This window comes from Bacterioplanoides sp. SCSIO 12839 (genome assembly GCF_024397975.1).
Taxonomy (GTDB): Bacteria; Pseudomonadota; Gammaproteobacteria; order Pseudomonadales; family Oceanobacteraceae; genus Bacterioplanoides.
This window is the reverse complement of record NZ_CP073745.1, coordinates 1,547,392-1,560,377: the sequence shown is the minus strand read 5'-3', so window position 1 is coordinate 1,560,377 and position 12,986 is coordinate 1,547,392. Positions and strand designations below refer to the sequence as shown.

Sequence of the window (12,986 nt, the reverse complement as noted above, 5' to 3'; positions counted from 1 at the left end):
CTTCAGAGCAAACAGAGCAGTCATAGTCAAACTGGCTATCTGATTCGAAGGCTATTTATGACAGCCCGAGAAACAGACACAAAAAAAGGAGCATCAGCTCCTTTTTTTGCATCAATGATTGCACTTATTCTTTTGGCTTACGCTTCTTAAAGCCTGGCTTATCATTGCGGCGCTCACCACGCTCATAACCTTTACCGCCCTGCCCGGCTTTATTACCACCACTTGGCTTACCGCCTTGACCAGGTTTGCCACGGTGAGGCTTTTTAGGGCCACGATCCGGACGATCAGTACGCTTACGGCCATCACTCTTAGGAATATCAGAGGTTTTATACTCTTTCATATCCAGCGAACGGCCACATACTTTGGCCTTTTTCAGTACAGACAAAGTGGCCGGTGGCATACCGTTAGGTAAATCGATAACGGAGAAGTTTTCCAGAATTTCGATATGACCAATAAACTTACTTTCTAATTCCGCTTCATTGGCAACAGCGCCCACCAGGTTACCTGGGCGTAAACCATCGTTGTAACCCACAGCGACCATATAACGCTGCATATCAACCTCAGGCTGACCTTTTAATGCTTTGGCCTGCTCTTCCGGCATCGCTTTGCTGCGGGGGCCACGATCCTGACGATCACCACGACGATCATCCCGTTCACGACGGTTATCACGGTCATCACGACGATCGCGTGAATTACGCTCCATCATCCGGGCGTCGGCTTTTTCATCCAGGAATAACGGTTTGTTACCTTGCACTAATTTCGCCAGTGCTGCTGCCAAATCCAGCGTATCAATTGGGTTTTCAACCAGCAGCTGCTCGATAATTTCACGGAACACCTGGTTCTTTTCACTGTGTACCGCGTCCAGAATCTGAGCCTGGAAACGTTCTTTGCGCTTAGCATTCACATCTTTTGCCGTTGGTAACGGCATTTCTTCGATAGTCTGACGAGTCGCTTTTTCGATATCACGCAACATACGTTTTTCACGGCCACGAACAAATACAATCGCTTCACCTTCACGACCAGCACGACCGGTACGGCCAATACGGTGAACGTAAGATTCAGTATCCTGAGGAATGTCGTAGTTAATGACGTGACTGATACGCTCAACGTCTAAGCCACGCGCAGCAACATCGGTAGCTACCAGGATATCCAGCTTGCCGGCTTTTAACTTTTCAACCGCTTTTTCACGCAATTGCTGCGGAATATCACCATTTAATGGCGCACATTTAAAGCCGTTAGCCTGCATAAAATCAGCAACTTCTTCGGTGGCCTGCTTGGTGCGTACAAACACCATCATGGCGTCAAAGTCTTCCACTTCACAAATACGCAGCAAGGCGTCATTTTTATGCGCGCCGCCAACAAACCAATAACGTTGGCGAATTTTATCGTTGGTGGTGGTTTTGGCTTTGATTTTTACCTGTACCGGGTCATTCAGGTGTTTTTCTGCAACCGCCTGAATTTCTTTTGGCATGGTGGCTGAGAATAATGCCACCTGACGCTGTTTGGGTGCCTGCTCCAGAATCCAGTTAACATCGTCGATAAAACCCATGCGTAACATTTCATCGGCTTCATCCAGCACCACGGCTTTGATGTCTGACAGATTTAACGTGCCACGACGCAGGTGATCCATCACACGACCCGGCGTACCAACAACCCACTGCGGTCCACGTTTTAATTCACGTAACTGCGTACCATAATCAGTACCACCATAAATAGCCGACACATTAATGCCCGGCAGGTATTTGGAGTACGTCTTAACTGCTTCAGCAACTTGTTGCGCCAATTCACGGGTAGGTGCCAGCACCAATACCTGGGGAGCACTCAGCTCAGCTTGTGTGCGCGCCAGAATCGGCAGCGAGAATGCTGCTGTTTTACCGGTACCGGTTTGTGCCATACCCAGCACATCACGTCCTTCCAATAAAGACGGAATACTGGATGCCTGAATTGGCGATGGTTCTTCGTAGCCCAACTCTTCCAGCGTGCGAAGAATAGAAAAGGGCAGACCCAGGCTGGCGAAGCCTGTAGGCGTTGATTCACTCATTAGTGTACCTGTGTATCAGAAAGCTGGGCGTAGGCCGTATTCACTCTCACACAAGTACCCGGATGTTGCTTATATAAAGCAACCTTCTGAAAGGGATAAAGACTTGCCAACAGGACGGCGATGCCCGACTAGGGGTTTAAAAGGGCGGCGATTATACATAAAAGCCTGGCATAGTGCTCATACTTTCTTTGTCGATTCTGTAGCTAATTGTATCTGAGACAGCTCTCGATATTCCTGTTCAGCCTCTCACTGGCAAGACAGCGTAATCAAAAAACTGCTAATCTGAATTCAGATCCGTGCACGAGCCAGTTGCCCATGAGTATCAAAACACGCCTGTTATTTGCCGTTATCACCCTGCAACTGGTTGGTTTTGCTGTTGTTATCTTCCGCTTCAGTCATGACATCAGCGATTCCCTTCAACAACAAGGACAGGTTCAGATTCGCACCACCGTGTTATCACGTTTGCAGCATTTTGATGCCCTCGCCAGTGAGATGGAGCGAAGCGCTCGAGCACTGGCGCTTTCCGGTGAGCTGGTACACGCCCGCAAGCTGGATCTTAATGCCACAGAAAAAGCGTTTTCAGATTTATTACTGAAGACTTTTCGGTCTTTCCCACAGGCCTTAGGTGGTGGCATCTGGTTTGAACCCTATCGCTACTCGCCGGCGCAACGTTTGATGGGACCTTATGCCTATCGTACCAGCCAGGGCGTAGTGTTTAGCTGGGAATTAAACAGTGACACCTACAATTATCCGGAGCAATCCTGGTATCAGCTGGCCATCCCGCCAGATTGGCCGCGCAATGTTATGCCTGAGGTACAGATTTATTGGACTCCCCCCTATCGCGACGAAGCGGGTACTGAGTCGTTAATGATGACGGTTGATGCACTGATGTTTGATCAACAGCAAACCATTCTTGGCATGGCTACGGTTGACTGGTCGATGGAAACCGCCTTGTCATATCTGAATCAGTCTGTGTTCACGCCAAATAGTCAGATTTTCTTATTTCATCCTGACAACCCACAACCACTGCTCAGTCATCAACTGGCAGCAACCACACAACAGCAATTAGTTGAGTTATTTCAGAATCAACACCCAGATAACACTCAACACCTGGATAACAACCAGACAAAAAACAACGCCATTATTGAGTTAACACATCAGCCAGGCCATCACATTTACAGTGGAAAAACACGTTCGGGCTTGATTTTTGGTGTTGTGGTACCGGATGCAGATTTTGCTCAGCTGGTTGAACAACAACGCTCCGATACATATACCATCGGCATAGCCATGGCGTTGTTGTTTATCGCCATCATGGCACTGATCCTGGAAATCTTATTTAAGCCCTTCGAACAAATTCAGGCCTTATTAACCTCAACCGTCGAAGCCAATCGTGATAACCCTAAAACCCGTATTCATCCGATGACCTATGATGGCAACAATGAGTTCAGTCCGATTATTTCGACATTCAACATCCTGGCTGAACAGATTGAACGTTTTACCCAACGCTTATCAGACAGCAACCATGAGCTGCAACAAAGCCAAGCTCAGATAGCCGACCTTAACTTTCGCCTTGAAGAAAAAGTGGCTGAGAGAACTGAGCAACTTCAGGCACGTAAAGAAGAAGCCATCAACGCATTACAAGAGCTAAAAATAACCCAGAAACAACTGGTCAATATGGAGAAATATGCGGCACTGGGAGAGCTGGTTGCAGGCCTGGCCCATGAAGTGAACACTCCGCTCAGCGTTGCCATTACCGCCATAGAAACATTAGAAGAACAACTGGACGCATACTCACAAACAACCCCGTCGTCACAAACACCCTCTCCATCACAAGACAGCTCATTATCACAGGGAAACATTCATCCGTTATTGCACAGTCTGCGGGAACAGGTTGATGCTTCAATGAAAAATCTGAACCTGGCCAGCGATATGATCAGTCGCTTTAAACAGGTTGCGGTTGATCAGGCCAGTGATCAGTTGCGGGAGTTTGAACTCGGCGACTACCTCACCAGTATTATCAGTTCTTTGCGGCCGAACTATAAATACCGCCCCATCACCATTGATTTATCCTGCCCGGAAAAAATTTACCTGTCAGGGCATCCGGGCGCCCTGTCACAAATCATGACTAACCTGATTATGAATTCGCTAATCCATGCCTTTGAAGAAGGTCAAAGCGGCCATATCCAGATCAGTGCACAGCGAGATAAAGATCGTATTACTCTGATATACCGTGACGATGGTAAAGGCATGAGTGAGTCCGTCGTTAATCACGTATTTGAGCCCTTTTTCACAACTCGCCGGGATCAGGGCGGCAGTGGCATGGGCACCCATGTTATCCATCAATTGGTGACACAAACACTGGGCGGGAATGTGACGGTTACCAGCACACCGGAATTGGGAACACGCTATGTCATCACTCTGCCAGATCCGTTATCGGCCGACGGGAAGACAGATTCAGTCTGAAGCATTATACTGCGCGCCCTTTTAATCTATTGTGGAGTACGTAACGTGCTGGAAGTTAACGAATATTTTGATGGCAAAGTTAAGTCGATTGGTCTGCAAACGGCAACACTGCCAGCAACAGTCGGTGTGATGGTTGCAGGTGATTATGAGTTTGGCACAAGCCAAAAAGAAGTGATGACAGTGGTATCCGGCAGCATGGACGTTAAATTACCGGGCGCAGATGCCTTTCAAACGATTGCTCAGGGCGAATCTTTTAACGTTGACGCCAATGTTAAATTTCAGGTTAAAGTAACTGCAGATACCGCATATTTCTGCACTTACGAATAATGCTCAGGCTACATCGTATTACCTTTTCAGAATTGTGTTTGCGATGTAGCCCTTCTCTTTTTCTGTAGCCCTTCTCTTTTTCTGTAGCCCTTCTCTTTTACAAGTCTAGCTTTTCCGACATCAGAGTTTCCATATCATCAACCGGCAATGGTTTACTGAATAAAAACCCCTGATAGATTTCACAATGATTTTGCCGTAAAAAATCCAGCTGCTGCTGTGTTTCTACACCTTCAGCCAATACATCCAACCCCAGGCCTTTTGCCATATTGATAATCGTCGTGGTGATAACCTTACCTTCATCCTGGTGCTCAATCGAATTAACAAAACTGCGATCAATTTTTAACTTATCGACCTGATAACGATGCAGATACGCTAACGATGAATAACCGGTGCCAAAGTCATCAACAGCGAGCGCCACGCCCAGCTTTTTTAACCCTGCAATGGTTTCCAGCACTTGTGGGGTTGGCTCAAGAAGAGCACCTTCAGTAATTTCCAGCTCGAGCCAGCCTGGCAAAATCTGATATTCCTGAAGCAATTTTTCCAGCAATTCAACCAGCCCACCGGCAACAAACGTTGGCTGCGTAATGTTAACCGCAACCTGTATTAGTTCTCGCTGCTCTGATTGCCAGCGACTGATGGTTTTACACGCGGATTTTAATGCCCAACCATCCAACTCCGGCATTAGGCCATTATCCTCCGCGACCGGTAAAAAACGTCCGGGAGAGATAATACCTTCTGTCGGGTGGTACCAACGCATTAACGCCTCTGCCCCAATCACCTTACCACTGTTGATGCACACCTGAGGCTGATAATACAGCTGCAATTCATCATCCCGTTGCAAAGCTTTGCGCAATTGATTACCCAATTCAAGGCGATCGGAAGCCGCCTGAGTCATATCATTGCTGTAGAACTGATAACCATTGCGGCCATGCTTTTTGGCTCGAAACATAGCGACATCGGCATTACTAAGCAGCTGTGTCACAGAGTTGCCATGATCCGGATACAACGTAATCCCCATCGACACGCTGATAAACAGCTCCTGACCAACCCCCGCATCAAACGGTGTTTTTAATAATCCCTGGATAATATCAACAACCGATTTTGCCTGATCAATATTGCTGATCCCTTCCAGCACCACCATAAAGTCATCGCCGCCCAGCCGTGCAACGGTATCGCTGTCTCGCAAGCGTTTTCGTAAACGATGAGAAAAAGCCTGTAACAATCGATCTCCGGCCGGATGACCCAGGCTGTCGTTGATATGTTTAAAATGATCCAGATCGATGGCAATTAACGCCAGTTTATTCTGACTGTTATGGGATTTTTCAAGCGCACTTTCCAACCGGTTCAACAACAGCGCCCGGTTTGGCAAATTGGTGAGCGAGTCATAAAAAGACAAATGCTCCAGCTGTTGCTCAGACTCTTTTATTTTGGACATGTCCGAAAAAACACCCACATAATGACTGACTCGCTGATTGCCATCTCGCACTGCTGTAATCGTCAGCCATTCCGGAAATAATTCGCCACTTTTTTTACGATTCCAGATTTCCCCACGCCAATAACCATGATTATCAATGGCGGCATACATATTGTGATAAAAATCGCGACCATATTGTCCGGATTTTAAAACAGAGATTGGCCTGCCAAGAATTTCATGCTCAGCATAACCGGTAATATTGGTAAAAGCCGGATTCACCGCCTCAATACAAGCACTGGCATCGGTGATCACGATACCTTCCATGGTTGACTCAAACACAACTGATGCCTGATGTAAGCGACGATCTTTCGCTTGTTGGTCGGTTATGTCCTGAATAGAACCACTACGTGCAATGGTTATCCCATGGTTATTCTGAATCGTTTCACCCAAGCCATGAATGTATTTTTCATTACCCGAAGGCAATAAAATCCGATAAATCATTTCAGTGGCTTCACCCGTGCTATAACTGTTTTTCAGCGTTGTTGAAAAACGCTCTCTGTCTTCCGGGTGAACATAATCAATATAACGGGCAAGACGAATCGATTGGGTACCTGCCGGTAACTCAAGAATCTCAGCAGCCTGAGGTGTCAGATTAATGCGATCATTAATAATGTCATCGCGCCAGCTGCCAATTTTTGCTAACCGCTCTGTACGAAATAATAATTGCTCTCGCCGTTGCAAATGATCAACCACACGAGTCCGATCCACCACCAGATAACAAAGCTGTGCAAAGGTTGATAACAGTGACGATTCGGCTTCCGATAAGTCTTTTGCCTCAGACAAGGCAAAAAACAGGCAACCCCCTTCTGATTGTCGACCAATCACCGGCACAATCAGCAAGCTTGTTGGTTGCATCGTTTGCCAGATATGTTGTTCAGAACGCGTCATTGAGTCCGCTGGATTTAATACACGCACACGATGATCCGCGATCAACTCACGCCAGTCAGACAGATTCCTGGCCAAGATACGTACGTCATAATCCACTTGTGCAGGTACGCCGGATTCCACCATATAAGAATCGGCATGATTTTCATCAGGACTGATAAAAAATAAGGAATAATCAGCTTTCAACTGTACACAGAGCTGTGTCAGCGCCACTTTCAAATCGGTATCCAATACCTCAGATCGGGTGGTTAAAAAGACCTTGATACAACGCTCGATTAACAAGTCCAGTGGCAACAAGCGCTCATCGTGCTTACCAACGGATTGTATCGAACGCCGTATTGACGTTTTGCCCGGATACTTCAAATACATACTCCGTACAGGCGACTGTTGTTAATACCAACGGCTATTTCTATTACAGGCTTTTTTCTGTCAGGTATTCAGATTCGTCAGCACATAGGCGTGCAAAGTGATGCGATCTGAATCGCTCATTTCCTGAAACTGAACACCCACTGCAACCTGAGTTTCTTCCGTATTCACTGACCGGACGATAGCACTGACTTTAATGATGCGATCCACACCGCTTACCGATACCTGAGCGGTGATCGTCAAATTATCCCCTTCAACGACGGGCAGCTGTCGTGCAACGATTCTGGCTCCACCCAAACTCAAGTCAGTAATACGTGCGGATACCTTGTGCTGTTGTTCTGTCCCATACAACACCGAACAAATCAAACTGACCTTTGCCCTCACTGAGCTGCGAACCTCACCCAGAACCAGCTCTTTTGGCATGGCCAGATGGATGTGCGCAAAAGGGATTCTTGAAACATGAATCACCTCAGTTTTAAAAGCACAGGCGCTGTTCCATTGCGCCGCGAAAAACCGTACTGCCAATGGCATACCGTTTTTTAACGGCAAAGGAGAACCATTTTTCATCGGTGTGGACACAATGATCGAACGACCTGCCATATAACCCACCAGGCTACTGCGGTCACGTTCATCAGAATAACCATCAAACTCCAGCTGAATTGCCTGTCCTGGCAACAGCTTTAACTCTTCAAAGCGCTTTGGCTTGCCTGCGTCAGCGGCCAAGTGATCACCTAATAACTCATTTGCTACGCCTAGAGTGTAGACCAGAGACTATTTTTTTCCTGCCAATCCTCGCGTTGATACGAAAAATCAGACAATCCGGTTAAATCCTCAGAGCTATTGATAAGTGATTGAAAACTATAGAATATTGATTTCAGCGTTATACCAAGGCCAACATCGCATGTTTAATAAGCAGGACCTGATTGCACTGATTACCACCACCATGCCTTACGGCAAGTTTCAGGGGCGTGTGCTGATTGATATTCCGGAAGAATATTTACTCTGGATGAACAAACAAGGTATGCCATCGGGCCGTTTAGGATTCCTGCTTAGCCTGGCACTGGAAATACGGATCAATGGCCTGGAGCAAATTCTGGAGCCACTCAGAAAAGACCCGGCCGTTCAAAAAATGGTTCAGGCTTCAAACACCCCAACTTCTGATCAATTTCACTGACACAGTAGGAATAGCTGACATGATACGGCTTGGCATCCTGGAAACAGATACCTTATATGAAGATTTGCTGTCGGATTATCAATCTTACGGCCAGATGTTCGCCGCCTTTTTTCAACGCCTGGGTACAACACCCGATATACGTTTCTATGATGCACAAAACGGTGAACTGCCAAAGGCCCATGATTGTGATGCCTACCTGATTACCGGCTCCAAAGCCGGCGTTTATGACTCTCTTCCGTGGATCAGTGAATTATCCAGCTGGATACAACAGGCGTTTGAGCGCAAAGAAAAGATTGCCGGCATCTGTTTTGGCCATCAGATACTGGCGCACAGCCTGGGAGGATTTGCGGGCAAAAGTGAAAAAGGCTGGGGCATAGGTGTCCATACCACAGAGGTTATTCATCATCCGGCCTGGCTGAATGATGACGCGTCTCATATTCGCCTGATATACAGCCATCAGGATCAGGTAGAACGCTTGCCCACCAATGCCAAAAAGCTGTTTCAGAGTGAGTTTTGTGACAATGCCGCGTTTTTTATTGATCAACGCATCCTGGCCTTTCAGGGCCACCCTGAATTCACGGCAGAATATTTAGCGCGCTTATTACCACGGCGCAAAGAAAACATTGGCGAATCACGTTATCAGCAAGGGATGAATACGTTAAATCAGCCCATGGATGCCGACCGTGTTGGTCGTTGGCTATTGGAGTTTATGCAGCTGTAATTCATAAATCTTAAAGCCGGATATTCAGTGCATACGGTGAATATCCAGCTCTAATTGTTCGACACGACGACCCGCCAGGTAAATCTGCCCGGAGTAGCGCTCATCCCCCGTCGATGAAAAATCAAACCGATAACAACGAATCAGTCGCCAGCCAACACCACGCTTACGCAACTGTAAACCATCCAACAACAAGGTATCGTCCAGCAACTGTAAACCTTGTTGTTCGCAGTGTTTACGCACCACCTTCAACGCCAGTACCCGGGCTTGTTGCTGTTTATTCCAGAACAAATACAGCACAGCAACCAGCGAGAAAAAGAAAATCCAGCCCAACATAGTCATTTCCGAATCAATATCTGTGACTTGATATGCTACCGAAATGAAGAAAAAACAAGCCTGTAAAAACAAAAAAGTGCTGCTGAAAACGGCTAATCGCATTCTCAGCAACACTTATTCAGACGCACACTCTCAATATATAACGCTCAATATATAACGCTCAATATATAACGCTCAATACATTCTATGAGTGCGAACTTATTAAGCTTCCGGGCGTTCCAGAATGGCCACCGCGCCCTGACCACCAGCGGCACAGATGGAAATCAAGCCACGACCGGACCCTTTCTCTTCCAGCATTTTAGCCAAGGACGAAACAATACGGCCGCCGGTCGCTGCAAATGGGTGGCCGGTAGCAATAGAAGAGCCACGGATATTTAACTTACTGCGATCAATGGCACCCAGGGGTTTATCACGACCCAGCTTTTCTTTGCAGAAAGTTTCATCTTCCCAGGCTTTTAAAGTCGCCGCGACCACCCCGGCAAAAGCTTCATGAATTTCATAGAAATCGAAGTCCTGTAAAGTCAGCCCAGCACGATCAAGCATCGTTGACACTGCGTAGGCCGGCGCCATTAACAAACCTTCCGCTTCTTTACCTACAAAATTAACCGCCGCTGTTTCATAGAAACTCAGGTAAGCACGAACAGGCAAACCATGTTCTTTGGCCCACTCTTCAGACGCCATTAACACCACAGAAGCACCATCCGTCAGTGCCGAAGAATTAGCGGCGGTTAACGTTCCTTTACCACTTTTTTTATCAAACGCCGGTTTCAGTGTCGCCATTTTCTCCAGGTTAGGCTCACGAGCAGAGTTGTCTTTTTCCAGCCCCAGGTATGGGGAGATCAGATCATCAAAAAAGCCATCTTCATAGGCTTTCAGAAGGTTGGTGTGAGAGTTAAAAGCAATCTGATCCTGCTCATCCTGAGCAATGCCCCACTCTTTAACGGTAATTTCAGTATGTTCGCCCATCGACATATTGGTACGAGGTTCACCATTTCGAGGAACTAACGGTGCCAGATGTTTCGGGCGAATTTTAGCCAATAATTTAAGACGCTCAGCGGTTGTTTTGGCGCGATTCACATCCAGCAAAATTTTACGCAACCCTTCTGATACACCAATCGGTGCATCTGAGGTGGTATCCGAACCACCAGCAATTCCCACCTCAATCTGACCTAAGGCAATTTTGTTAGCAACCTGCATACAAGCTTGTAAGCCCGTTGCACACGCCTGCTGAATATCTGTTGCCGGAGACATTGGATCGAGTGCTGTACTCAACAAGGTTTCACGGGCCAAGTTAAAATCACGACTGTGCTTAATCACAGAACCGGCAACAAACTCGCCTATTTTTTCTCCCTGAAGGTTATAACGATTGACCAAACCATTCAGTGCCGCCGTCAGCATATCCTGGTTAGAAGCATGAGAATAAATGGTATTAGAGCGGGCAAAAGGAATACGGTTGCCGCCAATAATAGCGACACGGCGAACGGTCTGAGTCATTTCGGAATCCTGATATCAATGTAAGATTAACAACACACAATCAACAGCAAAAAATAAAGCTGTTATCCTGGCAGCAGTGTAGACAGCAGGCCGTCAACAGAGCATTGGCTGATCTGACGCAAGCAGGCCCATTCCCAGACAATTTAACCAACGTATATTGATATACTATGCCGTTAATGGGTGGGCCAGCGTGATACCTACATACCAACTGACCTGAGCACACAAAGCGTAACGTTATAAAAAAGACAGACGGAAATCATCATGGGCAACTTTTACGAATCACTGCTGAACAACAATATAGGTCGTAATTTACTGAAAACAGTCGGGTTACCAACCCCAATTGAGTTAAAACGTTATCGTGCAGATCAAGCCAGTTATTTCGAAGGTAATGTGCTGATTGGTGCCAGTGACGACGCAGCCTTGTTGAATGACATTATGCGCAACCTGAAAGATGCCAAAGCCAATGTGTATTTTCCAGCTAATGCAAAAACAGCCGCTGCCATTACCGCCGCTGCGGAAGCCAATCAGGTTCAGATAACGGCAATTGAAATCAGCAAAAATATGACGGGTAAGTTTGATGCGCTGGTTTTTGATGCTTCTGGCTTCCAACATGCACCAGATCTTGACCAACTCTACACGTTTTTTAACCCGGTGATGCGCCAACTGAACAGCAATGGCCGTGTACTGGCTTTAGGCCGCCCACACCTGAAGGCAACATCCGGCGAACAAGCCGCAGCCATGCGTGCCCTCGAAGGTTTCAGCCGTTCCGTTGCCAAAGAAATCGGCAAAAAAAGCTCAACTTCACAAGCTATTTACGTTGAGCAAGGCGCAGAGAGCAACCTGGATGCCACCTTCCGCTTTGTAATGTCGGCAAAATCGGCTTACGTCGACGGTCAGGTGATTACCATTCGTCAGGCAGAAACCGTCGAATACCCAGACTGGCACAAACCACTGTCTGGCAAAGTAGCACTGGTCACCGGCGCTTCACGTGGTATTGGTGAATCCATTGCCCGAACCCTGGCACGGGATGGTGCCCAGGTGTTAGGCCTCGATATTCCGGCCGCAGAAACCGACCTGGCGCGTGTGATGGCCGAAATCGGCGGTAGCCTTCTACTGGCAGATATTTCATCGGCAGACGCACCACAGGCAATTTCAGACAAACTGAAAGAACTGGGTGGTGCTGACATCATCGTTCATAACGCTGGCATAACCCGTGATAAAACACTGGTCAACATGCCTGAGCATTGGTGGCAAATGACTATTGATATCAATCTGGCTGCAGAAGAACGTATCAATCAGGCGTTGTTTGAGCAAAAAACCATCAAAGCCGGCGGCCGTATCATTTGCGTCTCTTCCATGAATGGTATTGCTGGCCAGGTTGGACAAACCAACTATTCCGCTTCGAAAGCCGGTGTGATTGGCTACGTACAGTTTATGGCAGATGAGCTGGCAAAGAAAAAAATCACCATCAATGCCGTTGCGCCTGGCTTTATTGAAACTGCAATGACGGACGCAATCCCAATGATGACCCGGGAAGTCGGACGCCGTCTGAACTCCTTGTCTCAGGGTGGAAAACCGGTTGATGTCGCTGAAACCATTGCATTTTTCGCCAACCCTGCGGCTTCAGGGGTCTCTGGCAACGTTGTACGTGTTTGTGGCCAATCTCTGGTTGGCGCCTGATATGTGATTAGCCGAATGAAATTTCCTG

10 protein-coding genes are annotated in these 12,986 nt (G+C 47.2%); 5 read left to right on the top strand and 5 right to left on the bottom strand.

Annotated features, from left to right (window positions below; translation table 11 throughout):
- Positions 1-124: 124 nt before the first annotated feature.
- On the bottom strand, positions 125-2,041 hold the full coding sequence (locus KFF03_RS07245) for a DEAD/DEAH box helicase (RefSeq protein WP_255860260.1): 1,917 nt from the start codon (positions 2,039-2,041) through the stop codon (positions 125-127).
- 315 nt (positions 2,042-2,356) lie between these two features.
- Between KFF03_RS07245 and KFF03_RS07240 the strand changes: the two genes are divergently transcribed.
- Entirely contained in the window at positions 2,357-4,504 is a 2,148-nt protein-coding gene (locus KFF03_RS07240; RefSeq protein ID WP_255860251.1) for an ATP-binding protein, read from the top strand.
- 45 nt (positions 4,505-4,549) lie between these two features.
- Complete coding sequence (locus tag KFF03_RS07235) at positions 4,550-4,831, top strand: pyrimidine/purine nucleoside phosphorylase (protein WP_255860249.1); 282 nt, start codon at positions 4,550-4,552, stop codon at positions 4,829-4,831.
- A 97-nt stretch (positions 4,832-4,928) separates the two neighbouring features.
- Here the strand turns inward: KFF03_RS07235 and KFF03_RS07230 are convergent, their stop codons facing one another.
- Together KFF03_RS07230 and KFF03_RS07225 are read right to left on the bottom strand one after the other, a co-directional pair.
- Complete coding sequence (locus tag KFF03_RS07230; RefSeq protein WP_255860247.1) at positions 4,929-7,553, bottom strand: EAL domain-containing protein; 2,625 nt, start codon at positions 7,551-7,553, stop codon at positions 4,929-4,931.
- A 66-nt stretch (positions 7,554-7,619) separates the two neighbouring features.
- Positions 7,620-8,279, bottom strand: a complete 660-nt coding sequence (locus KFF03_RS07225) for a flagellar brake protein (RefSeq protein WP_255860244.1) — start codon at positions 8,277-8,279, stop codon at positions 7,620-7,622.
- A 178-nt stretch (positions 8,280-8,457) separates the two neighbouring features.
- Here KFF03_RS07225 and KFF03_RS07220 point away from each other — a divergent pair, with 178 nt between their 5' ends.
- Positions 8,458-8,730 (top strand): DUF3820 family protein, encoded by a 273-nt coding sequence (locus tag KFF03_RS07220; RefSeq protein ID WP_255860242.1) that lies wholly within the window; start codon positions 8,458-8,460, stop codon positions 8,728-8,730.
- Between the two features lie 19 nt (positions 8,731-8,749).
- Positions 8,750-9,451, top strand: coding sequence for a hypothetical protein (locus tag KFF03_RS07215; RefSeq protein WP_255860240.1), 702 nt, complete (start codon positions 8,750-8,752; stop codon positions 9,449-9,451).
- Between the two features lie 24 nt (positions 9,452-9,475).
- Here KFF03_RS07215 and KFF03_RS07210 read toward each other — a convergent pair whose 3' ends face one another.
- Both KFF03_RS07210 and KFF03_RS07205 read right to left on the bottom strand, forming a co-directional pair.
- Positions 9,476-9,784 carry a DUF3301 domain-containing protein gene (locus KFF03_RS07210; RefSeq protein WP_255860238.1) on the bottom strand — a complete coding sequence of 103 codons (309 nt, stop codon included), beginning with the start codon at positions 9,782-9,784 and terminating at the stop codon, positions 9,476-9,478.
- Positions 9,785-9,985: 201 nt separating this feature from the next.
- Positions 9,986-11,278, bottom strand: coding sequence for an acetyl-CoA C-acetyltransferase (locus KFF03_RS07205; protein WP_255860236.1), 1,293 nt, complete (start codon positions 11,276-11,278; stop codon positions 9,986-9,988).
- A gap of 261 nt (positions 11,279-11,539) precedes the next feature.
- Between KFF03_RS07205 and KFF03_RS07200 the strand changes: the two genes are divergently transcribed.
- Positions 11,540-12,958, top strand: coding sequence for a 3-oxoacyl-ACP reductase (locus KFF03_RS07200; protein ID WP_255860234.1), 1,419 nt, complete (start codon positions 11,540-11,542; stop codon positions 12,956-12,958).
- Positions 12,959-12,986 lie beyond the last annotated feature (28 nt).

Bases quoted from the DNA above. Each gene is read 5' to 3' on its own strand.
- KFF03_RS07245 (WP_255860260.1), bottom strand. From the start codon at position 2,041: ATGAGTGAATCAACGCCTACAGGCTTCGCCAGCCTGGGTCTGCCCTTT.
- KFF03_RS07240 (WP_255860251.1), top strand. From the start codon at position 2,357: ATGAGTATCAAAACACGCCTGTTATTTGCCGTTATCACCCTGCAACTG.
- KFF03_RS07220 (WP_255860242.1), top strand. From the start codon at position 8,458: ATGTTTAATAAGCAGGACCTGATTGCACTGATTACCACCACCATGCCT.
- KFF03_RS07215 (WP_255860240.1), top strand. From the start codon at position 8,750: ATGATACGGCTTGGCATCCTGGAAACAGATACCTTATATGAAGATTTG.
- KFF03_RS07210 (WP_255860238.1), bottom strand. From the start codon at position 9,784: ATGTTGGGCTGGATTTTCTTTTTCTCGCTGGTTGCTGTGCTGTATTTG.
- KFF03_RS07205 (WP_255860236.1), bottom strand. From the start codon at position 11,278: ATGACTCAGACCGTTCGCCGTGTCGCTATTATTGGCGGCAACCGTATT.
- KFF03_RS07200 (WP_255860234.1), top strand. From the start codon at position 11,540: ATGGGCAACTTTTACGAATCACTGCTGAACAACAATATAGGTCGTAAT.